Origin of the sequence: Proteus sp. fly-1067, assembly GCF_040139345.1 — a bacterium.
GTDB classification, from domain to species: domain Bacteria; phylum Pseudomonadota; class Gammaproteobacteria; order Enterobacterales; family Enterobacteriaceae; genus Proteus; species Proteus vulgaris_B.
The window spans coordinates 88174-113872 of record NZ_JBEEUL010000007.1 but is presented as its reverse complement, the minus strand read 5'-3'; the positions used below and the strand labels follow the sequence as shown (position 1 = coordinate 113872).

Genomic DNA, 25699 nt, shown 5'->3' with positions numbered 1-25699 from the left:
AATCTTAACCTAACTGACCATTTGCCAGATGTTTTACACGGCGTTTAACTTCTTCTTGCTTACCTGCATTAAATGGGCGTGAATCTGGACTACCTAAATATCCACAGACACGGCGAATAACAGAGACTCTCGCGGGGTTGTGATTACCACAACGCGGGCAAGTGAAGCCTTTGCTAGTACAAGAGAATTCACCGGTATAGCCACAGTCATAACATTCATCAATTGGGGTGTTTGTGCCGTAGTAAGGAACACGGGTATAGCTGTAATCCCACACGTCTTCTAATGCTTTAAGGTTATGTTGTAAGTTTGGATATTCGCCATAGCAAATAAAACCGCCATTGGCTAATGGAGGATAAGGTGCTTCAAAATCCAGTTTGTCGTATGGATTTACTTTTTTCTCAACATCTAAGTGGAAGCTATTGGTGTAATAACCTTTATCCGTTACACCCGGTAGAATGCCGAATTCAGCCGCATCTAAACGACAGAAACGATCACATAAGTTCTCACTCGGTGTGCTGTAAAGACTGAAGCCATAGCCAGTCTCTGCTTTCCATTGGTCTGTTGCTTCACGTAGGCGATTAATAATCGCCACCGCTTTTTTTCTTAAGGTTTCATCATCAAAAACGTGTTTTTCAGTACCAAACAGTGCATTGATGGTTTCATGAACACCGATATAACCTAATGAAATTGACGCTCTGCCATTTTTAAAGATTTCAGACACGTTATCGTCTGCTTTTAAGCGCACGCCACATGCACCTTCCATATAAAGAATTGGGGCAACACGTGCTTTAACATTTTCTAAACGTGCAATACGTGTCATTAGCGCTTTTTTAGCTAATTCAAGACGGTCATCAAGTAGTGACCAGAATGCGGCTTCGTCACCCTGGGCTTCAATGGCAATACGCGGTAAGTTCAGACTGATAACACCTAGGTTATTACGGCCTTCGTGGATCATTTCACCATTTTCTTCGTAAACACCTAAGAAGCTACGGCAACCCATTGGAGTTTTAAATGATCCCGTTACTTTAACCACTTGATCGTAATTTAAGATATCCGGATACATTCGTTTACTTGCACATTCAAGCGCAAGTTGTTTGATATCGTAATTAGGATCACCGAACTTATGGTTTAAGCCATCTTTGATGGCAAAAACAAGTTTAGGGAAAACAGCTGTTTTGCGGTTTTTGCCTAAACCAGCCATACGGTTTTCAAGGATAGAACGTTGAATTAGACGTGCTTCTTTTGACGTACCAAGACCAAAGCCGAAAGTGACAAATGGCGTTTGTCCATTAGCGGTATGTAGTGTATTAACTTCATACTCTAAAGATTGGAATGCGTCATAACATTCTTTTTCAGTGCGCGCATTGGCATAGGCTTCTTTATCAGCAATTTGCCACTCTTGCGCTACTTTATAGTGTTTGTCATAACTTGATTTTACAAATGGCGCTAATACTTCATCGATACGATTTATCGTTGTACCACCATAAATATGGCTCGCCACTTGTGCAATAATTTGTGCTGTTACTGCGGTTGCTGTTGAAATAGATTTAGGAGGCTCTATTTCTGCATTCCCCATTTTAAAGCCATTGTTTAACATGCCTTTAAGGTCAATTAGCATACAGTTAAACATAGGGAAAAACGGTGAATAATCGAGATCATGATAATGAATTTCACCTCGCTCATGAGCGAGTACCACATCTCTTGGCAGGATATGCAATTTTGCGTAATGTTTAGCCACAATACCCGCAAGTAAATCACGTTGGGTAGGGATAACTTTACTGTCTTTATTCGCATTCTCATGAAGAATAGAGACATCGCTTTGTTCGATAAGACCTCGAATTTCCTGAGTTAATCTTCCGCGTTGCTCACGGGCAACATCCCGGTCATGACGGTATTCAATGTAGGCTCTGGCGACATCTTTATGCTCGCCAGCCATCAGCTGATTTTCTACGGCGTCTTGGATCTCACGGATATCGACATTCGAACGTCCTGCGAGAGATTGTGAAACGGATTGCGCGACAGAATCGCAATAATCATCATCAGTGATCTCACAAGCTACGGCGGCTCTTTTGATAGCATCGCTGATGCGGGTTTGGTCAAAAGAGACTTTACATCCGTCTCGTTTTATCACTATGGTTTTCACAATCTTGCTCCTTAACTATTTATCCACAGGCTCAAATCCCATAAAAACAGGTGATGGCACAGCATTCAGGCTTATTGTGGATAAGATGTGTATAATTACTATATGTTGTATATCGAGATGTATTAAAACACAATATATAGTAATTGAAAGGGAAATAATCTTCATTAAAACTGATCTAAATCAAGGTATTTTTGCTACATCAGGCATCAAGAGGGGTTAGCTGAATTGTAAATATACGCCAAAACAGAAACGATAAATTAATCATGAAAAAATGAGAACATAAAAAAAGCAAAGTGCTCATAAAGAGACCTTTGCTTTTTTATGATCGATTCTTGAAATGAAATTAACGGATAGCGATAACTTCGATTTCTACTTTTGCATCTTTTGGTAAACGAGCAACTTCAACACAAGAACGAGCTGGGAATGCTGCATTATGCTCTTTAAAGAAAGCTTCATAAGCGGCATTAATGGTACCAAAATCATTTAAATCTTTTACGAAAACAGTAGTTTTGATGATATTAGCAACAGTTAAACCCGCTTTTTCAATAATTGCTTTTACATTTTCTAAAGACTGACGAGCTTGTTCTGCAGCATTATCAGAAACAAATTCACCTGTAGCTGGATCAACAGGTAATTGACCTGAAGTGATCACTAAATTACCTAAATCAACGCCTTGTACATAAGGGCCAATTGCTGCAGGGGCTTTATCGGTATTAATTTCGTAAGACATGTAGAACTCCTGTTTTTATAAGATTAAGACTAACGCTTGATTAGCACGGCGCTATTATAGCCAGCGCTGTAAGTTAGCAATATGACAGATGTCAGGCTTTATCATAAAGTCTGTAAGTATAAAAAGAAAATAAATGAAGAGTAGTAGTGCGGTTTGACGCTATTTTTAGCCCATAAAAGTGGCGAAGTTATAGTAAATTTTTTTATAAAAAAGAAAGGATAGGCTATTTTCATTTTTAATATAAATAGCCTTGAAGCTTTTAATAGGTAATTATTCTCTTTTTATAAAAAACTATCTGCCCTTGCGAGCAGATAGTGAAGATAATTAACGAATAACCGCGTGGCGTTCGAACTCTTTTTCACAGTATTTACAGGTTAATACCACATCTGAGGCCAGTTTTTTGACTCGGAAACTACTTTGTACTGGCTCGTTATGACTAATACAGTTGCTATTAGGACAAGGCACCACATCTTCAAGTAATTCAGGTAAGCTTAACGCCATCTTATTAACCACTTGGTAATCATCGATAATATTGACAGTGGCTTGTGGCGCATACATTGCTAAACGGTTTGCTTGTTCTGAGGTTAAAAAGACATTTTCGATTTTAATGAGGTCTTTTTTACCTAAATTTTCTGAAGGTAAATTAAAACCTACGGTTATTCTTTCATCAGTTTCAGTTAAACGGAACAGTGAAAGAATTTTAAAGCCCACCTGCGCTGGAATATGATCAATAACAGTCCCACGTTTGATAGCTTCAACTTTTAGTTTGTGATCATGTGTCATGGTGTGCTCCTTATTAAAGAACTAAGTTTTTATTCAGAACTAAGGCAAGTAATGCCTGACGTGCGTAGATACCATTTCCAGCTTGTTGGAAATAGTAAGCATAAGGTGTTTTATCTACATCCGTTGTGATTTCATCAATACGCGGCAGTGGGTGTAAAATCTTGAGATTATCTTTCACATTCACTAAATCAGCGCTAGTTAAAATAAACTGAGCTTTAACATTTGCATATTCAGAAGGATCTAAACGTTCTTTTTGTACACGTGTCATATAGAGAATATCCAGCTCTGGCATGACTTCATCTACTGTTTCATGCTGGCTATATTCAACACCATTTTCTTCCAGCAAGTGAAGAATATGCTCTGGCATCGCGAGTACTTTAGGGGCGATAAAATAGAGATGATTACCTTTAAATTTCGCTAATGCTTGTGCCAGTGAATGCACAGTTCGACCATATTTTAAGTCACCAACCATTGCGATATTGAGATTATCTAAACGGCCTTGTGTTTCTTGAATGGTAAACAAATCCAGTAAAGTCTGTGTTGGATGTTGATTTGCACCATCACCTGCATTTAGAACAGGAATATCACCAGCAAACTCAGAGGCTAAACGTGCTGCACCTTCTTGAGGATGGCGAATCACAATGGCATCGGCATAAGTGCGTAGAACAGAAATGGTATCCGCTAATGTTTCACCTTTTTTTCCCAATGATGTGTTGCTTCCATCAGAAAAGCCGACAACAGATGCGCCAAGGCGGTGGATCGCTGTTTCAAATGATAAACGAGTTCGTGTTGATGCTTCAAAAAAGCAACTTGCTATCACTTTATCTTTTAACAATTCGTTATTAGGCTGCTGTTTTAATTTATCAGCAACGCGAAGAACTGCTTCCAAATCTTCCCTGTCCAGATCATTGATGGAGATAATATGCTTTTGGTAGAGCGGATTAGTCATTAGAGTTCTCCTTTAGCGATGAATTGTGCGATGAGTGGTTTCTTATAGGCCAAAAAAAACCCCTCAATAAGAGGGGTTTCAAAAAATTGGGCTATTGGAAAAAAGTGAATGCGCTTGCGACCCATTAAGGTGCGTGTTTTTGTGAAAAATTGGAATAGGCGCTGTTTCATCTTTCCTCCTGACAAATTGTGGCGCATTATACGCATCTTAGCTTTGCACGCAAGCGTTTGCTTTTATTTTTTTCTAAAATTTTTTTTTTGATTTAAAAATCAATAAGCTTGAGATAAAACGAAGAAAACACCTATTTTTTAATCGAGAAAAAATAGGTGTTTTGCATGATTATGTATTTCAGAACGGATTGGCAAGGGTCGCTACCATCACGGCTTTTATGGTGTGAAGACGGTTCTCTGCTTCATCAAACACAATACTGTGTTTTGATTCGAATACTTCATCAGTGACTTCAAAACCGCCATATAGGTTAAACTCTTCCGCTAATGCTTTACCCATTGTGGTTTCTTCATCATGAAAAGCCGGTAAACAGTGAAGGAATTTGACTTCTGGGTTTCCTGTTAATTTAACAACATTCATATTGACCTGGTAAGGCTTCAGTAACGCAATACGCTCTTTCCAAACTTCTTTTGGTTCACCCATAGAGACCCATACATCGGTGTAAAGAAAATCAGCATTTTTAACACCTTCAGCCACATTTTCAGTAAGTGTGATTTTTCCACCATTTTTGTTGGCAACATCTTGGCATTGAGCCACTAAGCTTGCATCAGGCCAACATGCTTTAGGTGCAACTAAACGTAAATCTATACCTGTTAACGCTGCTGCTTCCAGCATAGTATTTCCCATGTTATTACGAGCGTCACCAAGGTAAGCAAATACGGTTTTTGATAATGGCTTGGTTTGATGTTCTGTGATAGTCAGTAAGTCTGCTAACAGCTGGGTTGGGTGAAATTCATTGGTTAAACCATTCCAAACAGGTACACCTGAATATTGTGCAAGGGCATCTACCGTTTTTTGCCCATAACCCCGATACTGAATACCATCATACATACGGCCTAATACTCGAGCGGTATCTTTGATGGATTCTTTATGCCCAATTTGGCTTCCGCCCCCCAAATAAGTCACTCTGGCGCCTTGATCAAAAGCCGCAACTTCAAAGGCACAACGAGTACGTGTTGAGTCTTTTTCAAAAATAAGCGCAATATTTTTTCCTGCAAGATATTGAGTTTCTTTACCTGATTTTTTGGCTTTTTTTAATTGTGCTGACAATGTAAGTAGTTGTTGAATTTCAGCGGGTGAAAAATCCAGTAAACGTAAGAATGATTTTTGATAAAAAGGGTTCATAGAGTGATATCCTGTCATTGAATTTATATTCAATTTATATCAATAAATATTCATCATCAACCCCTAGAGAAAAACTTTTAATTTAGACAGTCTGCGATAAGCACATCATATTAGGTATGGAGTGTTGATTCGCCCTGTGGGAGAATGAACAAGATACCTTTTCAGACTATTGCGGAGCATGATTATGGCGGACAGCAAAGAATTAGCAGAACAACGTGAAGAAACACGTCTTATTATTGAAGAATTACTTGAAGATGGTAGTGATCCTGATGCGCTGTATGCTATCGAACACCACATCTCTTGTGAAAACTTCGAAACACTAGAAAAAGCGGCAGTTGAAGTATTTAAATTAGGTTATGAAGTGACTGAACCTGAAGAAATTGAAGTAGAATCAGGTGAAATTTTAGTTTGCTTTGATGCTGTGAGTGAAAGCGGTTTAAATGCTGAGCTTATTGATGCTCAAGTTGAACAGTTAATGAATTTAGCTGAAAAAATGGGTGTTTATTACGATGGTTGGGGAACTTACTTTGAAGATCCTGACGCTGAGTATGATGATGAAGACGGTGAAGACGAAGACGGCGAAGATGGAGAGTCTGATAAGTCATCACGTTTACATTAATTTTTGCTAAATGTTGTCCCTTTGTACCTGATTTATCAGTGCAAAATAATAACACCAGCCACAAAATTACTGCTTTGTGACTGGTGTTATTGGTTTTAAGGGGAGAGCCATTAATCCATCACACCAAATTTGCCATTGTCATAATCATCAAAAGCTTGTTGTAACTCTTCTTGAGTGTTCATTACAAAAGGCCCTTGTCCTGCAATTGGTTCATTAATTGGCTCACCAGTGAGAATTAAAACAATGGTGTCACCCATTGATTCTAATGTCAGTGTATCGCCATAATTATCTAATACTACCATGTCATGTTGACGGGCAATTTCACTGTCATTGATATGTACAGCACCTTTCACCACAAACAGCATTGCATTATGACCTTCAGGAATACTGTAGTGTGAAACACCAGCACGATTTAAGCGCAGATCCCACACATTAAGTGGTGAGTAGGTCATTGCGATACCTTGGGTATTAGCATAATTACCTGCGATCACTCGGACATAGCCTTGATCATTAGGTAATCCAACATGAGGGATATCCTCTGCTTTCAGCGCCTGATAACGAGGCTGTGTCATTTTGTACGCTGTCGGCAGATTCACCCAAAGTTGCACCATCTCCAGTACACCACCTTCTTTAGTCATCTTTTCAGAGTGATACTCTTTATGCAAAATGCCAGAAGCGGCTGTCATCCATTGCACATCACCTGCGGTAATAGTTCCTGCATGGCCTTTAGAGTCATGATGAGAAACCTCACCTTGATAGGCGATTGTTACGGTTTCAAATCCACGATGAGGATGTGCTCCTACACCACGGGCATTGGTAACAGGTTTAAACAGTGTTGGCTCGGCATAATCCATCAGCAGAAACGGGCTATGTTTCTCACCATTTTCCTGATAGGAAAATAAGGTGCTGACTGGAAAGCCATTACCTACCCAGTGTGAATTTGGCGCCGAATAAATATGATTAATCTGTCTGATAGTCATGATTGTTCTCCGAGTTAAGGAAAGAAACCGCAATAACCAAGACACAGAAGGAGGTAATACAGATTATTGCGATTTCTTAATGAAGCTGATCATAAAGTGTTCTCATGATGAACAAAATAGGGGGAATTTGTTGATGGTGTTCAAAAAAAATGAACAAACTTCTAAAAATAAATAGGCATATTGATTGAATGTGTAATTTGGTGACTACGAAAGGCTAAATATTTATACATCTTTATTTACCGCATTTTAGTATATTTTTATCGCTTGGCTGATATCACATTTTTTACCAAAACCATATTAGTACAGTAAATCTAGCAAATTCATTGTAATTAGATCCTTCCTATCTTTGATAGCTTCTTGTTTTTTACCCTGATCTTCTTTAAGCATTGCCAGTTGATTAAATCCATCAGCATCATTTTTATCTGCTAAGAGTTGATAGATTTGTTCTGCTTTCTCTACATTTTTCTCAATTCCAGTACCCGTTTCATAGAAACGTCCAAGTACTAATAATGCCTTATCGTCTCCTTGTTTTGCTAATATCTCACATGTGGAAAAGTTTTTTTCTTCGGAAATGCATTTAACTTGGGGGGAGGAATAGGCCAATATAGGAATAGATAAAAATAATGTGACGATAATAATCTTGTAGCTTAATGTCATATAAAATTACCTAAAATAGATTTTATTAATGATTAATTTAATCTATCTTCCATTAAAATGGAAACACTAAGCTCTGATTTCTTATGGTGGTGAGGAATGCGAACCATAAAAAATGGTTGAAAATATAAAATATGAAATAATAAAAACCACATTCTTTCTTAGCAACAATAAGTCAGAATGTAGTTTATTAATACGTTTATTTCTTAAATCTTATTTGCTTGTGTCGCCACAACCGCCAATGATTTTAGAAATAGAAACTGCTGGGTGCAGTAAGTAGTCGTAGTTACAGTCTTTTTCTTTATTGTACACGCTACCAGTACAACCAGTCATTACGGTAATTACAGAAGCAATAAGTGCAATTTTAACAAAGTTTTTCATGAAAAATTCCTTTTAAATTTTAGAGTTATAAAAGCCATTACATGACTTTATCTGCATAAAGATATTAAATTAGCGATAAATAGCAATCTAAAAAATAAGAAAATTTAAAATAGAAAAGATGCTAAAAAATATTTAACTTAAGAAGTGAAATATAATTATCCAGAGTGAAATGAGTAAAAAAATAAACTTGTGTTTTTTAATGATATTTAAGATAAGGAATTATTGAATAATAAATGGCTAATAATTTAATAATAAATCAATTTGAACAAATAGAGGGTAAATAGAGTTCTTTTATATCATTTTAAAAAATAGAATTTGTGTTTATAGATGCTATTTTTGATAATAAAAACCCGCATAAGAAATGCGGGTAAAGTCGTACTTATTTTATTTATTGTATTACGTAGGGAACAACGAGAACGCTTAAAGTGATTTCACCATACGAATTTCACAATCACTATGTCCTGTATTACCTAAGGCTTCATCAATAAATTCGAATCCTAATTTCTCATATAAGCTCACCGCCGCTTTTAAGATGTCGGTGGTTTCTAAATAGCAACGGCTAAAGCCTTGTGCTTTACCGAACTCAAGAGATTGTAGAACGATTTTTTTTGCAATGCCTTTGCCACGCAGTTTGGATGAAAGATACATTTTTTGTAATTCACAGGTATTGCCATCACCACCAGCAAGTGGTGCGACACCGCCACCGCCAACAATTTCTCCCTCCATTTCAACAACCCAGTAAGCGCTACGTGGCTGATGATAAACTTCATAGAGAGTATCTAAAATCGGATCGGCAACCGCAAAGCCTTTATCAGCAGTTAAACCGTGCTCAGCAGAGACTTCACGAATAACGCGTGCAATACCTGCATTGTCTTTTTCTTCAATCGCTCGAATAATAATATTTGGGGCTATAATTTGGGTTGCAGTCATAGTTGCACTCATCGTTTCACTTATTAGTAGAATATTTTTTGATTACGTATTGAGAGAGCACCGGAAAGGAACTTCTTCATTGAAAGTAGCACGGATAGCTACGAAAACTATCTTAATTGATTAAGCGTGTTTGTAAACCGTTAGCTCGTTTTCTTTGCTTACCTATTCCCTTTATTTCTAGCGTTATATTTTAGTGGGTGATTAAATTTAAGCGAAAATAAGGGATAGAAAGATATATTAACGAGTATAGAACCGAGAATAGTAAAAAATGAAGTGAAAAATGGTTTTATTTTTTGCTGAAAAAAACTAAGCAAAAACCCGCGATAAACGCGGGTTTTTATTAACAATCTCTGTGCCTTTAAAGCGATAGTGCTTATAAAGAGGCGATAGAGACTTTCTGTGCGATTAGCTTTTCTTTTGCGCTTAAGCATGTTGCTAAGCGTTCACGCTCTTTAGCAACAACCGCTTCTGGCGCACGGCTAACAAAACCATCGTTAGATAATTTGCTGTCTAAAGTTGTGATATCTTTCTCTACTTTTTCAAGCTCTTTATCTAAACGTGCAAGTTCTGCATCTTTATCGATAAAGCCTGCCATTGGGATAAGCAATTCGGCACCGCTAACCAATTTAGTCACTGATAATGGCGCTTCTTCACTTTCTGCTAATGGACGAATATCAGCTAAACGACCCATCGCTTTTAAGAAACCAATATTGTCACTGACACGGCGCTTAGCATTGTCATCCGCACCACGTAAAATAACATCAAGTGGTTTGCCCGGAGCTATATTCATTTCAGCACGGATATTACGAACTGCAACAATCACTTCTTTGATCCACTCAAGATCGCTAAGTGCGTGTTCATCCACTAATGAAGCATCGAACTCAGGGAAAGCTTGTAGCATGATGGTTTCACCTTCAATGCCTTTAACTTCCTTCACTCGTTGCCAGATTGTTTCAGTGATAAATGGAATAATAGGGTGAGCAAGACGCAGTAAGCCTTCTAACACTTCAATCAGTGTATGACGTGCTGCACGTTTTTGTGCATCATTACCTTTGTGTACCGCAGGTTTTGATAGCTCAAGATACCAGTCACAGAATTGGTTCCAAGTGAACTCATATAAAATACCCGCAGCGATATCGAAACGATAGTTGTCTAACGCTTCACGATAGGCTTTAACGGTATTGTTAAATTCAGCTAAGATCCAACGGTCAGCCAGTGAGAATGTCATCTCACCACCTTGGTAGCCACAATCTTGATCTTCAGTATTCATCAGAACAAAGCGGCTTGCGTTCCACAGCTTGTTACAGAAGTTACGGTAACCAGATAGGCGTTTCATATCCCAGTTAATATCGCGACCTGTTGAAGCTAATGCCGCTAAGGTAAAGCGCAGGGCATCTGTACCGTGTGCTTCAATACCTTCTGGGAACTCTTTGCTAGTACGTTTAGCAATTTTTTCAGCCATTTGTGGCTGCATCATATTACCAGTACGTTTTTCTAACAGGTTTTCTAATGAAATACCGTCGATCATATCCAGAGGATCAAGTACGTTACCTTTGGATTTTGACATCTTCTGGCCTTCTTCATCACGGATAAGACCCGTCATATAAACCGTATTAAATGGAACTTGCGGTTTACCGTCTTCGTCTTTGATGAAGTGCATGGTCATCATGATCATGCGAGCAATCCAGAAGAAAATGATATCAAAGCCACTGACTAATACATTCGTTGGATGGAATGTTTTCAGTGCTTCGGTATTTTCAGGCCAGCCTAATGTTGAGAATGTCCACAGTGCAGATGAGAACCACGTATCGAGTACGTCTTCATCTTGGCGTAATGCCACATCAGCGGCGATATTGTTTTCACGACGCACTTCTTCTTCGTCACGACCAACATAAACATTACCTTCATTGTCGTACCAAGCCGGAATACGGTGACCCCACCACAGTTGACGAGAAATACACCAATCTTGGATATCATTCATCCAAGAGAAGTACATGTTTTCATACTGTTTTGGTACAAATTGGATATCGCCATTTTTAACCGCTTCAACCGCAGGTTTCGCTAAAGGCGCCGCGCGAACATACCATTGGTCTGTTAATAAAGGCTCGATAACGACACCACCACGGTCGCCGTAAGGTACGGTTAAATCGTGAGGTTTGATCTCTTCTAATAAACCTAGACGTTCAAATTCAGCAATCATTGCTTTACGTGCAGCAAAGCGTTCCATACCTTGGTAGGCTTCTGGAATTTCAGTACTGTAAACATCTGATTCAACACCATTGGTGTCTAAGACTTCTGCGCTAGCACGGATATTGCCATCAAAGTCCATGATATTAATCATGGGTAATTGATGACGGCGTCCAACTTCATAGTCATTAAAGTCGTGGGCAGGGGTGATTTTTACGCAACCTGTACCTTTTTCCATATCAGCGTGTTCGTCCGCTAAAATAGGAATACGACGGTTTACGATTGGTAGAATAATTTCTTTACCAATTAAATCCTTATAACGAGGATCTTCTGGATTAACCGCAACACCAGTATCACCTAACATGGTTTCAGGACGTGTTGTTGCAACAATGAGGTAATCTTTACCTTCTGCTGTTTTTGCCCCATCCGCTAAAGGATAACGCAGATGCCACATAGATCCTTTAACTTCGCGGTTCTCAACTTCTAGATCAGAAATTGCAGTATGTAATTTAGGATCCCAGTTTACAAGGCGTTTACCACGGTAGATAAGATCTTCTTTATGTAAGCGAACAAAAGCTTCTTTAACCGCTTTCGATAACCCTTCATCCATTGTGAAACGTTCACGTTCCCAATCAACAGAGTTACCTAAACGACGCATTTGGTTAGAAATGTTGCCACCTGATTCAGCTTTCCATTCCCAAATTTTGTCGATAAATGCATCACGACCATAGTCATGACGATTTTTACCTTCTTCAGCAGCAATTTTACGCTCAACGACCATTTGAGTTGCGATACCCGCATGGTCAGTCCCTGATTGCCATAAAGTGTTTTTACCTTGCATGCGCTGATAACGGATCATGGTATCCATAATGGTCTGCTGGAAAGCATGGCCCATATGTAGGCTACCAGTGACGTTTGGCGGTGGGATCACGATACAGAAGCTTTCTTTTGTGGTATCGCCATTGGCTTTAAAGTAGCCGTTTTTTTCCCAATGCTGATACAGAGGTTGTTCAATCTCTGCTGGATTATAAGTTGTGTCGAGCGATGGCTCTTTCGGTGCGGATTTATTTTCCATATTTTTTACGTATTCAATAGGTTGGCGGCGTAGCCATTGTCAAAGTAAAGCCGACGCTACGATAAATTTTATATCGTTCACGCGCCAACTGTTTCAATTGTTCATCAATAGGTACAAAGTCTATCACTTCATGGAAAGCTGTGGCAAAGTCTACGAATTGCGATTGCAAATTAATCAAGAGATCACGAGGTGCGTTACCACGTTTTCCAGGCCAACATAATTCAACAGGAGCGCCATAACGAGGGCCTTCACCTGCAAGATTATGAGGAACAAACTGATGAGGTTCTCTGGCCCATAATGCCTCATCAAGCAATTCAGCTTGAGCCTGAGACTCACAAACCAATAAAATACGTTTGCCTAATCGCCAATGTTCAGCGGTAAGTTGACAGGCAAGCCACTCATGAGCCTGTAAATCATCGTGTATTGATGGGTGTTCCATTAAATAAAACGTGGCGTTTTTCATGATATCCCGATAACAGAAGGGTATTGCGTTGCAATACCCTTCTTGGAGTCTGCGCTATTTACCATAATAATAGGGTAATACCTTAACCCTGATAATTATGCGGTATTACTCGTCGCTATTCAAACCTGCGCGATTAAGTAAGAACTGAGACAGTAAAGAAACAGGACGACCTGTTGCGCCTTTGGCTTTACCAGAACGCCATGCTGTACCCGCAATATCTAAGTGAGCCCAGTTATATTTCGTCGCAAAACGCGCTAAGAAACAACCAGCAGTAATTGCACCACCTAAGCGACCACCTGTATTGGCTAAATCAGCAAAATTAGATTCGATTTGTTCATAGAACTCATCACCTAATGGTAAGCGCCAAGCGCGGTCACCAGCTTGTTCTGATGCATTCATTAACTCATGTGCTAATGGATTATGGTTAGACATTAATCCACTGTAGTGATGACCTAAAGCCACCATACATGCACCTGTTAATGTTGCGATATCGACAACTAACTCAGGCTCAAAACGTTCAACATAAGTTAACGTATCACATAGCACTAAGCGACCTTCAGCATCAGTGTTTAATACTTCAACGGTTTGGCCGGACATGGTTGTTAAAATGTCACCAGGACGATAGGCTTTTCCACCCGGCATATTTTCACAACCTGCTAGTACACCAATGACGTTAATCGGTAATTGCAGTTCTGCAACCACACGCATCACACCATAGACTGTTGCAGCACCACACATGTCATATTTCATCTCATCCATACCGTCAGCAGGTTTGATAGAAATACCACCAGAGTCAAATGTTAGCCCTTTGCCCACCAATACAATAGGGCGAGCTTCAGGATCTTTACTGCCTTTGTACTCAATGATAGACATTAAAGATTCATTTTGAGAGCCCTGGCCTACTGCAAGGTAAGCATTCATGTTGAGCTCTTTCATTTGCTCTTCGCCAATAACACGCGTAGAAACATTTGAAGAAGAGTCTGCCAATTGACGTGCTTGAGAAGCTAAATAAGCTGCATTACAGATATTGGGTGGCATGTTTGCTAAATCTTTACATGCTTTAATGCCTGATGCGATAGCTAAACCATGAGCAATAGCACGTTCGCCACTAGGTAGTTCTCGGCGAGTAGGAACATTAAAGACCATCTTACGTAATGGACGACGTAATTCTGTCTTATTGCTCTTTAGCTGATCAAAAGTATAGAGGCAGTCTTTTGCAGTCTCAACCGCTTGACGTACTTTCCAGTAGTTATTACGACCTTTAACATGTAACTCAGTGAGAAAGCAGACTGCTTCCATTGAGCCAGTTTCATTGAGCGTATTAATGGTTTTTTGAATGATTTGTTTATATTGACGTTCATCCAACTCACGCTCTTTACCGCAACCGATCAGTAAAACGCGCTCAGAGAGAACATTAGGTACATGATGTAACAGCAATGATTGTCCAACTTTGCCTTCCAGCTCACCTCTGCGTAATAAGGCGCTGATATAGCCATCACTGATTTTATCAAGTTGCTCCGCGATCGGAGATAAACGACGAGGCTCAAACACCCCCACGATAATACAAGCGCTGCGTTGTTTCTCTGGGCTGCCGCTTTTTACATTAAACTCCATGCGTTCTCCTGAATATTAAAGACAAAAACGGAAAGTATCGTTTAGAATAGTGATCCGCATTAATCTACCCCATAGAAAGTTTACTTTTTATGTTAAGCTAAATGCATTAATTGAACACAACTAATTTAGCTAACTTATAAGCTTGTTCTTATTGGGAACCTGTTTATAGCATGTTTTGATATCATTTGGGCTGCAAGAATGTCTAACTGAGATGCACAAATGATAGATATACAACGAAGTTAGCGATTTTCCTGCAAAAAGACAAGTTTTCACAGGCATAACTAGCGTGATTATAATTCGATATTTAGCTCGGGAAACCCTTAAAAGTCAGATAGCCATCTTATTTATTTTGATGCTTATCTTCTTTAGCCAGAAACTGGTTGAAATTTTAGGGGCTGCTGTTGAAGGTAACATTCCTACAAACCTCGTGGTTTCTCTGCTGTGGCTGGGAATTCCAGAGATGGCACAGCTTATTCTTCCATTAAGCCTCTTTCTTGGGCTTCTGATGACTTACAGCAAACTTTATGTTGAAAGTGAGATAACCGTCATGAATGCGTGTGGGATAGGTAAAAAAGCATTAGTGCAAGCAGCACTATTGCTTTCATTACTGACCAGCGCATTAGCCGCAGGGAATGTTATTTGGCTTATTCCATGGTCATCAGCACATCAAGAGCAAGTGCTTGAAGATGCCAAGGCAAACCCAAGTTTGGCGGCCTTGATGGAAGGACAATTTAAAATGTCCAGTGACCGTAATATGGTGCTTTATCTTGGTAGCGTGAAAGGTAACCAATTCCAAGATGTGTTCCTCGCACAGTTACGTCCAACGCAAGATCAGCGTCCATCGGTTGTGGTGGCAGATAAAGGCTATACCAAGGAATTGCCTAACGGAAATCAGATTGTTGTGCTCAGTGAGGGAACTCGCTATGAAGGTACGGCTGTATTACGTGATTTTCGTATCACCGATTTTAATGACTACCAAGCTGTTATCGGGCATCGTGAATCTACCATTAGCAGTAATCGTGTAGAACAAAAAACGATGACAGAACTTTGGCATTCTAATGAAACAGAATCTATCGCTGAATTCCATTGGCGATTAACCTTGATTTTCTCTGTTGTCATTATGGCTGTGATGGTAGTGCCTTTAAGTGAGGTTAATCCACGCCAAGGCCGAGTATTAAGTATGTTACCCGCAATGTTGCTTTATCTGGTCTTTTTCTTATTACAAAGTTCGCTACATTCTAATGGCGAAAAAGGAAAAGTTGATCCTCTCATTGCGATGTGGAGTGTTAATGGTGTTTATCTTGGCTTAGCTATCTTATTGAATATTTGGGATACCTTGCCTATGCGTAAATTCCGAGCTCGCTTTAAGAAAGGAGTTGCCTGATGTTTGGTGTATTAGATAGATATATCGGGCGTACTATTTTACAGTCGATTTTGATGACACTATTTTTGCTGGTTTCTTTATCTGGCATTATCAAATTTGTCGATCAACTCCGTAAAGTAGGGCAAGGGGATTTCACTACACTTGATGCGGGTATTTATGCGATCTTAAATATCCTTAAAGATGTGCAGATTTTCTTCCCCATGGCTGCGTTACTTGGTGCATTATTAGGGTTAGGCGCATTGGCAACTCGTAGTGAGCTGGTGGTCATGCAGGCATCTGGTTTTACACGTTTGCAAATTGCTGGCTCTGTGATGAAAACCGCTATTCCATTAGTACTGTTGACAGTCCTGATTGGCGAATGGGGGGCACCACAAGGTGAACAATATGCACGTAACTATCGTGCTGAAAAAATCATGGGTAACTCTTTAGTTTCCACTAACCGTGGTATGTGGGCTAAAGATGGCAACCAATTTATTCATATCAACCGAATAAAGAGCCAAAATGAGATGCAAGGCATCACACTCTATGATTTTAATAATGATAGAAAACTAGAAATTGTGCGTTATGCATCAAGTGCAACCTATGATGTCGATAAAAAAACGTGGATGTTAAAACAAGTCGAACAGTCAGACTTAACAGATCCACAAAAAATCACAGGCAAAAAACAAGTATCACTTGAATGGCCAACACGATTAACGCCAGAAAAATTGAGCGTTGTGGCCTTAGATCCTGATGCATTATCGATTAGTGGGCTCTATCAATATGTTAAATATCTCAAACAGAGTGGACAGGAATCAGCAAACTATGAGCTGAATTTCTGGAAAAAAATCTTTGCACCAGTCTCTGTTGCAGTAATGATGCTGATGGCATTGTCATTTATCTTTGGCCCATTACGTACGGTGCCAATGGGATTAAGAGTTTTAACAGGTATCTCTTTTGGTTTCCTATTCTATATCGTCAATGAAGTTTCAGGACGATTAAGTTTGGTTTATGGCATACCTGCTGTGATTGCAGCATTAGTGCCAGGAATATTATTCCTAACATTAAGTTTATGGCTATTGATGAGGCGTAATCGTTAGATAGCAGCAGACTAAAAAGCAAAAAGCGCCTTAAAGGCGCTTTTTTTAGCACTATTGCGAGAGACTGAACACTACTGATAGAAGTCTTTGGCAAGTGCGCGAACAAGAGCATTAGTACCTTGAGTCACTTCACTAAATTTAGTGCCATTTGGTTTACGAGTGATCACAACAAATACACCAATATTTAATTCAGGTATTGTTGCCATATAGGTATTAAATCCACCACCACCGCCAGTTTTTTGGTAGATAGCTGGAACTCCATTAGCTGGAGCCATATAAACCCAGCCTAAACCTACACCATCGGCACGACCCGCAACATCCATTCCTTCTATTGAAGAGAGCCGATTACGAGGAAAATAGACAGACTGCTCTTTACTTGCTGTTGCTTTTCGCATGGCATTATGAGAGGTCAAAAAGCCTTGCATCCAACGTTGCATATCTGCTGGCGTTGAATACACACCACCACTTCCTGCTGCTGCTATCGTGTCAGAACATGGGCTTGGTTTATACCCGACTAATAATCGTTGGCATTGTGCGGGGGTTGGCGTCAATGTGGTATTGGTCATTCCTGCCGGTTGAGTAACATATTGTTTTAATAGTTGCGGATAACTTTTACCGGATGCTTTCACTAAGGCATCTGCTAATAAGTCATACGCTAAATTTGAATATGCAGCTTGATCTCCAGCAGGCGATGTTAATGTTGCTTTTTTTAACCAGTTCCAACGGTCGCCATGAGTTGGCCAAATAAAAACGGGTCTTCCCCATTTTCCACCTGGTTGTTCTCGAGGAAAACCACTGGTATGACTAGCTAAATGATAAAGACGGATAGGTGATTGAGTTCTCACTAATGGGATATCAACACCATAGTAATTGTATTTCTGTAATGGATCAGTAACTAATAATTTCCCATCATCTTGTAGTTTTAACATGACTTCACTGGTCATTAACTTTGTAATTGAAGCAATACGAATAAGTGAATTCATGGATGGTGTATTGCGGCTTTCTGGTGTTGTGGTTCCAAAAGCACGATTTAAGGTTTGAGAGTTATTGATCATGACAATAACCATGCCTTGAGGATTACTTTTTTGATAGATTTGAGACGAGTATTTATCAAACAACACTCGCGCATTACTCACATTAGGGCTTAATGCTGTAGGCCATTGTGTAAGTTCAGGTACATTATTATTCTGCTGATTTAACATAGAAGGTTGCGTTGCTGGTGGCAGCGATGAATGCTGGCTACAGGCATTCAATGTCAGCAAAGCGACTGGGATCATAAGATATTTTAGAAAATGTTTTTTCATTTTTACTTTCAACAGAAGTCAGTGAGGTGAAAGGAGTGCGATCAACATAAGTGGTTTATGTTTTAATTTGGTGCTTTTCTTATCGCGTCGCGCTATTTTTTCTTTATCATTTTTAATACGGCACCTAAGATAATACCAACAAATATACCCGTTATAATCCAGCCAACAATGCCCATAACACCGCCTTCTAATCCGATTTAAACCAAATTTTGATTATATTATCAGAAATAAGAATGTCTATCAGTGCAAGTGCCAGTTATCAGAAAGTTGACATTAAATGTGTCAAATTGTCTCTGATATAAAGATAGTGAAGAAAAACTGCATCATAAAAAGATAATTCTCTCCTATTTCTCATCTAAAAATGAGATAAGTATTACCGTTAAGTTACAATCTCCCTCGTTTATCGTATATTTTAACTCTATTATTAATTTTTCTTTATTATTAAGTTAAAATGTGTATATCAAGCAAATGTTAATGGATGGTGTTTAATTTCTATAAATTTTGGTTTTTTAAGATTTTAATCCAAGTTGATTCTAATTTAGAGTTATTTGCAATATTTTATAAATGCAATATAAGACTGTGTCATATTTTGTAATAATTTAGTGATTGTGGGAACGTGAAATTAAACTTATTATAGTTACATCAAGTCGAGAGACTGAGAATATAAGCGTTACAGAGCAAAGATAACACAGCAATAATAGAGTGAAGCAATAAGAAGGCATATTATAAAATGGCCTCTTAAATAATAAAATTATTTATATATTAGTAGTAGTATTTCAACACCATTATATTAAATAGTAGTTCCTTTGTTTTAAAATTAAGTTTATTAATTTAGTTATAAATACCTTGATATTAGATAGTAGTACCTTCGTTATAGCAGTAAAAAAGTACCTTTATATTAGATAGTAGAATTTTCGTTATAGTAGTAATGTATACCTTTGTTTTAAAAGTAAGTTTGTTAGTTTAGTAATAAGTACCTTTATATCAATAAAATGCAGTACCGATAAAGAAGTTTATTTATCATATTAAAATATAACTACCTCCTTCCTCACACCAGGGAAGAAAAGGGCAGTGACACTATAAAAATAACTTATAGTCATTAAAATAAAATTAAGCCCTCTATTAGCAGTACTGTTGGATCAAAACACTAACCCAAGTTTTGATCCTTTTTTTATTTATCGTTATATAAAAAATAATATTTCGATCTTATTGGATAATAATAATTAAAAGATTACTTTAATGAAAAAAGATATTACTCTAGAAGAGTAAGTAAATATAATTGCTATTAATTTATTCTTAAATAAATTAGAGTGAAATAAAAAATACATAAAAAGAATAAAAATAAATAAAAAACAGGTCAAATTGTCTCAAAGAATTTTGATGATTGATACAATGCGACTTAAACCTACACAGTAGTCGCTTTTGCGTAACACACAATTGTACTTTTATGGTAACTCTACAACATAAGTGCACTTTTTTTCGCCAATCAAACTGAAAACTAACAATAATTGTTGCGAGGCTTCTTCACGCAAGTATAATGGGCAGGTTTTCCAAATACACTTCAGTGCCGGAGTGGCGAAATTGGTAGACGCAGTTGATTCAAAATCAACCGCCTTCGGGTGTGCCGGTTCGAGTCCGGCCTTCGGCACCATAAGAACATCAATGGACGTCAACAGACGTCTTTTTTTGTATCTAAAATCCAGTGTTTGCAAGGCTTTCCTCGCATTTTAACTCTACCAACGTATACTCAACTCAACCGACATCAAGTTAATAATGTGGGTACATTTGCGGGTATATGCCGATTCGATAAAGTTTTGTACCCGCAATTCGGCTATGAGGATAGTTAAAATGGCACTTTCCGATACTAAGGTTCGTTCTGCAAAATCTGAAGATAAAGCGTATAAGCTGACAGATGGTAACGGACTATTTCTTCTGGTTCATCCCAATGGTTCTAAATATTGGCGCTTCCGTTATCGCTTTGGTGGTAAAGAAAAGATGCTAGCATTTGGCGTGTATCCTGATGTTTCCCTCGCTAATGCTCGCGAAAAACGAGATGAAGCAAGAAAGCTTGTCGCCAGTGGGGTAGACCCTAGTGAGAAACGCAAAGAAGTTAAAGAAGAGCAACAAAAGGAATTCAATAGCTTTGAGAAGGTTGCTCGTGATTGGCATGCAACCAATAAGAAGTGGTCTGAAGGACATAGCCATCGAGTACTTAAAAGTCTAGAGGACAATATCTTTGTTGCTATTGGTAAACGCAATATTGCCGAACTGAAAACACGCGATCTCCTCGAACCGATTAAAGCCGTAGAGATGTCTGGACGTCTTGATGTGGCGACTCGTTTACAACAACGTGTGACGGCGATAATGCGTTACGCAGTACAAAGCGGTTTAATCGACTATAACCCAGCTCAAGATATGGCAGGTGCAGTTGCCACTGGTAAACGAGTCCATAGAGCCGCTTTAGAGCTCAAACGTCTACCCGAGTTATTACAACGTATCGATGATTATAAAGGAAGACCTTTAACTAAACTTGCAGTAAAACTCACCTTGTTAGTTTTTATTCGTTCCAGTGAATTGCGTTTCGCCCGTTGGGATGAAATCGATTTTGATAATGCCATGTGGACGATCCCCGCTGAACGCGAAGCGATAGAAGGGGTTAAGCACTCGCATCGCGGATCAAAAATGCGTACTACCCATTTAGTGCCTTTAAGTAGACAAGCCATTGAGATATTAAAGCAGCTCTATCAGTTCAGCGGTAATCACGGACTGATCTTTATCGGTGATCATAATCCAAGAAAACCAATGAGTGAAAACACGGTAAACAACGCTTTACGTGTGATGGGCTATGACACTAAGACGGAAGTGTGTGGGCATGGTTTCAGAACGATGGCATGTAGCTCGTTGATTGAGTCAGGGCTATGGTCGAAGGATGCAGTAGAAAGGCAAATGAGCCACCAAGAGCGAAACTCAGTGCGTGCGGCTTATATTCATAAGGCAGAGCATATTGAGGAAAGGCGCTTGATGGTGCAATGGTGGGCTGATTATTTGGATGTGAATAAAGAGAAGGAAATTTCACCTTTCACATTTGCTGATATTCATAATCCAATGCATAAGTGATAAAGAAAATCTAACAGGAGATTGTGTATCGAAACCTAGTTTGCTCATATTAATGAACACAGATTTTAAAGAATACATTAGCCATCTTTACATCTAAATGTAAAGATGGCTAATGTGAAAGCTATTTTTTTATACGTTTTAGCGCTTCTTGAAAACTTTGAAAAGCTTCATCATATGAAAAGTTTCCTGAGCTAGGGTGCTTTACATAACACCACTCAATCCCATTAATTTCAGGAAGTTGATCCCATAATTGGGTACCTAAAACAATGATTAATTGTGGTTTCAATTCTTGAACTACATTTAAAAATGAACGTTTTGCTGCATTCCACATTTCTGTTGTGGGTGATATCCTTCCTGTAGCTCCAACAATATCTTGTATATAGTTATAAAAAACAACATGCTCCCATGCAGCTTTTCTTTCATCATCACTTGGTGCTATTTTAGATAAACGTAATAAGTTAGTTAAAAGCGTAAAAAATCTATTTCCTTCTGAATAAGCATTTTCATTTATAACATCTCTTGTGAATTCGGGATATTGATCTTCGTAATCACCATAATGAGATAATCCTAAGATCATAACTCTCACTCCATAGATACTATTGTTATATTTACGACCAATAAAAGGTAAAAAATTAGTCATATACTTTTCCTCAAACGTATTACTAACCTATTAGAAAGGGGTTAAATTACGGTCATAAGGGGATCGTAAACGATAAAATGTAGTGCTATGTCTAATTGTATTTAGCATGATCACGAGTTTGATTGTCAAAATCAGATGTACTAGTAAATTAGATGATATGTTATACGTTCCCCCCCACCCCTTTAAATTTCTCAATAAAAGCCACAACTTTTTGAAATACAGTTTGCTTTTTAGTTTTGTATTGAGGATTAAGCGGACTGAGTTTGGGGAGCGTTTCATTTAACGCGGTACCATTTTCAGTGGCATATTCGCGTCTTAATGAGGTACTGATATAACGTCGTGCAGCCGCGTCGTTTAAATTTTCCTCTTTGATTAACGCATCTGCTTCACGTTGTTGGGCTTGTTGTGCAAAGGTATAGAACGCTTCAATGATACTTGTTTTATCTGGTATATCATCAAAGTTCGTTTGTTCTATGAAATCAACGACTAATCCTTCTTTAGCTCGATTACCTAAACTGGTACGGATTAAACGTTTAACTTCTTCTTTGAGCGTTTCTTTATCTGTGTTGTTTTTGTTGTAGTCATAAATTAACCCTAAAATATAATCGAGGTTAATTTCTTGTGATTTCAGCAAATCTACTTCAAAGACAATATCATCCCAGTCAACGGTATTTTTGTCTTTAGCATTAGCGTCGCGTTCGCGGCGTTGCCATTCACGGATATCATTATAACTTGAGCGATAATCTTGGATCTTGCGATCTGCGGGTAAACGTATTATTTGAAGTTCATCAAATTTCTCATCATCCAAATAATGTTCGGTTTTAAAGGCTTCTACTGCATCAGGGTCATCAAGATTAACGGTTTGTAAGGCTTTTAATGAGGTAAATTCGTCGTAGTTTTGCAGAACATTTTCAGCACGTAAATATTCTCCAAATAGTTTGATGAAGGCTTTTTTCTCTTTCTCGGATTCAATATCAGCAGGGTTAGGGAAGCGGTTTTCTAATTCGCTTACAATATCCATAAAACCGCGTCGTGCTTCACCTGTTAAGCTGTCTGTAAAGCCTTCCATATACTCGATGTAGCTTTTTTCCATTACAACACTTTTGGTATTACTTTTTCCAAACAGAGTAATTGCATCGACGGTTGCCTGCTCTAAATCACGGAAAGTGACAATATTACCAAAGGTCTTAGTTGCATTATAAATTCGATTGGTACGAGAAAATGCTTGCATTAATCCGTGATAGCGTAGGTTTTTGTCTACAAACAGGGTATTGAGTGTTGGAGCATCAAAGCCTGTCAAGAACATGCCGACGACTATCAGTAAGTCAATTTCTTGGCCTTTAACTCGTTTTGCAAGATCTCGGTAGTAGTTTTGAAAGCTATTACCATCAGTACTAAAGTTGGTTTTGAATTCAGTATTATAATCGTCAATAGCTGAATCTAAGAATTCCCGTGAACTACTGTTCATTGCAGTAATATCAAAACTCTCATCGTTAATATCACCAATAGCGTCCTGCTCTTCATTGGCAGCAAAAGAGAAGATAGTTGCTACTTTGAGTTTTTTATAATGATTATCTTGCTCAGTGGCCACCTGTTGAAGATGCTTAAAAGTGTCATAATACGCTTTGGCTGCATCTACACTGCTAACGGCAAACATGGCATTAAAACCCGTTGCGCCAGAAAAAGCACGATGTGTTTTTTTCCTAAAGTTTTTCAGAATGTAATGGGTGATTTCACCGATCCGCATAGGGTGAAGTAAAGCATGTTTGTTTTCGGCAGCACTGAGCGTTTTCTCGTCTGTTTCAGTTTCTATGCTTTTAAACTGTGGACGAACATCATTGTAATCTACTTTAAACTTCAACACTTTTTCATCACGAATCGCATCGGTGATAATGTAAGAGTGTAACTCAGTACCGAAAACACTTGCTGTATCTTCTGCTCCTAAGGCATTTTTACCCGCAAAAATCGGTGTACCCGTGAAACCGAATTGGTAAAATCGTTTGAATTTCTTTTTCAGATTCTTTTGCGCTTCACCGAACTGGCTACGGTGACATTCATCAAAAATAAAAACAACCTGCTGTTGGTAGATAGGTAAATCCGTTTCACCTTTCATCAGGTTGTTCAGTTTCTGGATAGTCGTCACGATGATTTTATTATCATTCTTTTCCAGATTACGTTTCAGCCCCGCAGTACTATCAGAACCATTAACACTATCAGGGGAAAAACGCTGATATTCTTTCATTGTTTGATAATCAAGATCTTTACGATCAACCACGAAGAACACTTTATCAATGAAGTCGAGTTCGGTCGCCAGTCGTGCAGCTTTAAAACTGGTCAGGGTTTTACCTGAACCCGTTGTATGCCAAATAAATCCACCACTATTTTCATTACTCCAACTTTTAGCTTGATAGGCACTGTTAATTTTCCACAAAATTCGTTCAGTCGCCGCTATTTGATAAGGACGCATAATAAGCAGATTATTACTAATATCAAATACACTGTAATTGAACAAAATGTTTAATAATGTGTTTTTTTGGAAAAAAGTTGCCGTGAAGTCTTTGAGATCTTTAATTAAGGTATTATCTTTGCGTGCCCAGTTCATAGTAAAATCAAAACTGTTTTTATCGCGTTTAGTGGTATTAGCAAAGTAGCGGGTATCTGTGCCATTTGAGATAATGAAAACTTGTAGATATTTAAACAGGGAATTATCGGAGTTAAAGCTCTCTTTGCTGTAACGGTGTATCTGGTTAAATGCTTCTTTAATCGCTACGCCACGCTTTTTTAACTCAATTTGTACCAATGGTAAACCGTTGACTAATATAGTGACATCATAACGATTAGCGTGTGAGCCTGTTTGCTCAAATTGCTGAATAACTTGAACCTTATTACGAAGCAGGTTTTTTTTATCAATAAGGTAGATATTTTCTAGTTGGCCATCATCAAAAGTAAAATCACAAATATAATCGATGTGGATCTTTCGTGTTTTATCGACAATCGTATCACTGGGATTATCGAGATATTGCTCGGTAAAGCGTCGCCATTCACTTTCTGTAAAAACAACATCATTCAGTGTTTCGAGTTGAACTCGAACATTCGCCAACATAGCCGATTGTGATGTTAAATCGGGCACAAATTCATAGCCTTGATTACGTAAATCTTGGATCAATTCACGCTCTAACTCTGCCTCACTTTGATAGCGATCATTCGCATCCCATTCAGTGATGTATTTATCTAGCACAATAAAGTGATTCGATTCGGCAATCGTTTTAGTCTGTTGCATCATACTGCTCCCTGCTTTCATTATTCTGTTTTTC

General features: G+C 38.5%; 20 protein-coding genes and 1 tRNA gene. 5 read left to right on the top strand and 16 right to left on the bottom strand.

Annotated elements, in window-relative coordinates; genetic code table 11:
- Positions 1-4: 4 nt before the first annotated feature.
- From nrdD to argF, 6 genes are all read right to left on the bottom strand, one after another.
- Positions 5-2143: an anaerobic ribonucleoside-triphosphate reductase gene (gene nrdD / locus ABN217_RS11410; RefSeq protein WP_349459430.1), complete on the bottom strand. Its 2139-nt coding sequence runs from the start codon at positions 2141-2143 to the stop codon at positions 5-7.
- 343 nt (positions 2144-2486) lie between these two features.
- On the bottom strand, positions 2487-2873 hold the full coding sequence (locus tag ABN217_RS11405) for a RidA family protein (protein WP_006535650.1): 387 nt from the start codon (positions 2871-2873) through the stop codon (positions 2487-2489).
- A 324-nt stretch (positions 2874-3197) separates the two neighbouring features.
- Positions 3198-3656 carry an aspartate carbamoyltransferase regulatory subunit gene (gene pyrI, locus ABN217_RS11400; RefSeq protein ID WP_006535648.1) on the bottom strand — a complete coding sequence of 153 codons (459 nt, stop codon included), beginning with the start codon at positions 3654-3656 and terminating at the stop codon, positions 3198-3200.
- A 13-nt stretch (positions 3657-3669) separates the two neighbouring features.
- Positions 3670-4605 carry an aspartate carbamoyltransferase gene (gene pyrB / locus ABN217_RS11395; RefSeq protein WP_072069547.1) on the bottom strand — a complete coding sequence of 312 codons (936 nt, stop codon included), beginning with the start codon at positions 4603-4605 and terminating at the stop codon, positions 3670-3672.
- Positions 4605-4775 (bottom strand): hypothetical protein, encoded by a 171-nt coding sequence (locus ABN217_RS11390; protein WP_176694712.1) that lies wholly within the window; start codon positions 4773-4775, stop codon positions 4605-4607. The genes pyrB and ABN217_RS11390 overlap by 1 nt, the downstream gene beginning before the upstream one ends.
- 178 nt (positions 4776-4953) lie before the next feature.
- The gene (argF, locus tag ABN217_RS11385; RefSeq protein WP_196554281.1) at positions 4954-5958 is read right to left on the bottom strand and encodes an ornithine carbamoyltransferase; all 1005 of its coding nucleotides are present in this window, start codon (positions 5956-5958) and stop codon (positions 4954-4956) included.
- A 184-nt stretch (positions 5959-6142) separates the two neighbouring features.
- On the opposite strand from argF, the gene rraB reads away from it, so the two are divergent.
- Complete coding sequence (gene rraB / locus ABN217_RS11380; RefSeq protein ID WP_072069545.1) at positions 6143-6577, top strand: ribonuclease E inhibitor RraB; 435 nt, start codon at positions 6143-6145, stop codon at positions 6575-6577.
- 110 nt (positions 6578-6687) lie between these two features.
- Here the strand turns inward: rraB and ABN217_RS11375 are convergent, their stop codons facing one another.
- The 7 genes from ABN217_RS11375 to pepA form a co-directional block, all read right to left on the bottom strand.
- Entirely contained in the window at positions 6688-7557 is an 870-nt protein-coding gene (locus ABN217_RS11375) for a pirin family protein (RefSeq protein ID WP_197269638.1), read from the bottom strand.
- 297 nt (positions 7558-7854) lie between these two features.
- On the bottom strand, positions 7855-8214 hold the full coding sequence (locus ABN217_RS11370; RefSeq protein WP_197269637.1) for a tetratricopeptide repeat protein: 360 nt from the start codon (positions 8212-8214) through the stop codon (positions 7855-7857).
- 210 nt (positions 8215-8424) lie between these two features.
- Positions 8425-8592 carry a YhfL family protein gene (locus ABN217_RS11365; RefSeq protein ID WP_036914671.1) on the bottom strand — a complete coding sequence of 56 codons (168 nt, stop codon included), beginning with the start codon at positions 8590-8592 and terminating at the stop codon, positions 8425-8427.
- 420 nt (positions 8593-9012) lie between these two features.
- Positions 9013-9522, bottom strand: coding sequence for a GNAT family N-acetyltransferase (locus tag ABN217_RS11360; RefSeq protein WP_502935126.1), 510 nt, complete (start codon positions 9520-9522; stop codon positions 9013-9015).
- Between the two features lie 373 nt (positions 9523-9895).
- Entirely contained in the window at positions 9896-12784 is a 2889-nt protein-coding gene (locus ABN217_RS11355; RefSeq protein ID WP_196554284.1) for a valine--tRNA ligase, read from the bottom strand.
- Positions 12785-12797: 13 nt separating this feature from the next.
- On the bottom strand, positions 12798-13247 hold the full coding sequence (locus ABN217_RS11350; RefSeq protein WP_006535638.1) for a DNA polymerase III subunit chi: 450 nt from the start codon (positions 13245-13247) through the stop codon (positions 12798-12800).
- 105 nt (positions 13248-13352) lie between these two features.
- On the bottom strand, positions 13353-14861 hold the full coding sequence (gene pepA, locus ABN217_RS11345) for a leucyl aminopeptidase (protein WP_036939243.1): 1509 nt from the start codon (positions 14859-14861) through the stop codon (positions 13353-13355).
- A 286-nt stretch (positions 14862-15147) separates the two neighbouring features.
- Between pepA and lptF the strand changes: the two genes are divergently transcribed.
- Positions 15148-16245 carry an LPS export ABC transporter permease LptF gene (gene lptF / locus ABN217_RS11340; RefSeq protein ID WP_072069541.1) on the top strand — a complete coding sequence of 366 codons (1098 nt, stop codon included), beginning with the start codon at positions 15148-15150 and terminating at the stop codon, positions 16243-16245.
- Positions 16245-17324 (top strand): LPS export ABC transporter permease LptG, encoded by a 1080-nt coding sequence (gene lptG, locus ABN217_RS11335; protein ID WP_115351194.1) that lies wholly within the window; start codon positions 16245-16247, stop codon positions 17322-17324. The genes lptF and lptG overlap by 1 nt, the downstream gene beginning before the upstream one ends.
- A gap of 71 nt (positions 17325-17395) precedes the next feature.
- On the opposite strand, the gene ampH is transcribed toward lptG, so the two are convergent.
- Positions 17396-18628 carry a D-alanyl-D-alanine-carboxypeptidase/endopeptidase AmpH gene (gene ampH / locus ABN217_RS11330; protein ID WP_197269636.1) on the bottom strand — a complete coding sequence of 411 codons (1233 nt, stop codon included), beginning with the start codon at positions 18626-18628 and terminating at the stop codon, positions 17396-17398.
- 1566 nt (positions 18629-20194) lie between these two features.
- Here ampH and ABN217_RS11325 point away from each other — a divergent pair.
- Positions 20195-20279: transfer RNA gene (locus ABN217_RS11325), tRNA-Leu, on the top strand.
- A 197-nt stretch (positions 20280-20476) separates the two neighbouring features.
- On the top strand, positions 20477-21745 hold the full coding sequence (locus ABN217_RS11320) for a tyrosine-type recombinase/integrase (protein WP_349459428.1): 1269 nt from the start codon (positions 20477-20479) through the stop codon (positions 21743-21745).
- 121 nt (positions 21746-21866) lie between these two features.
- Here ABN217_RS11320 and ABN217_RS11315 read toward each other — a convergent pair whose 3' ends face one another.
- Positions 21867-22385 (bottom strand): uracil-DNA glycosylase family protein, encoded by a 519-nt coding sequence (locus ABN217_RS11315; RefSeq protein WP_349459427.1) that lies wholly within the window; start codon positions 22383-22385, stop codon positions 21867-21869.
- A gap of 160 nt (positions 22386-22545) precedes the next feature.
- Positions 22546-25668, bottom strand: coding sequence for an HsdR family type I site-specific deoxyribonuclease (locus ABN217_RS11310; RefSeq protein ID WP_349459426.1), 3123 nt, complete (start codon positions 25666-25668; stop codon positions 22546-22548).
- Positions 25669-25699: the final 31 nt, after the last annotated feature.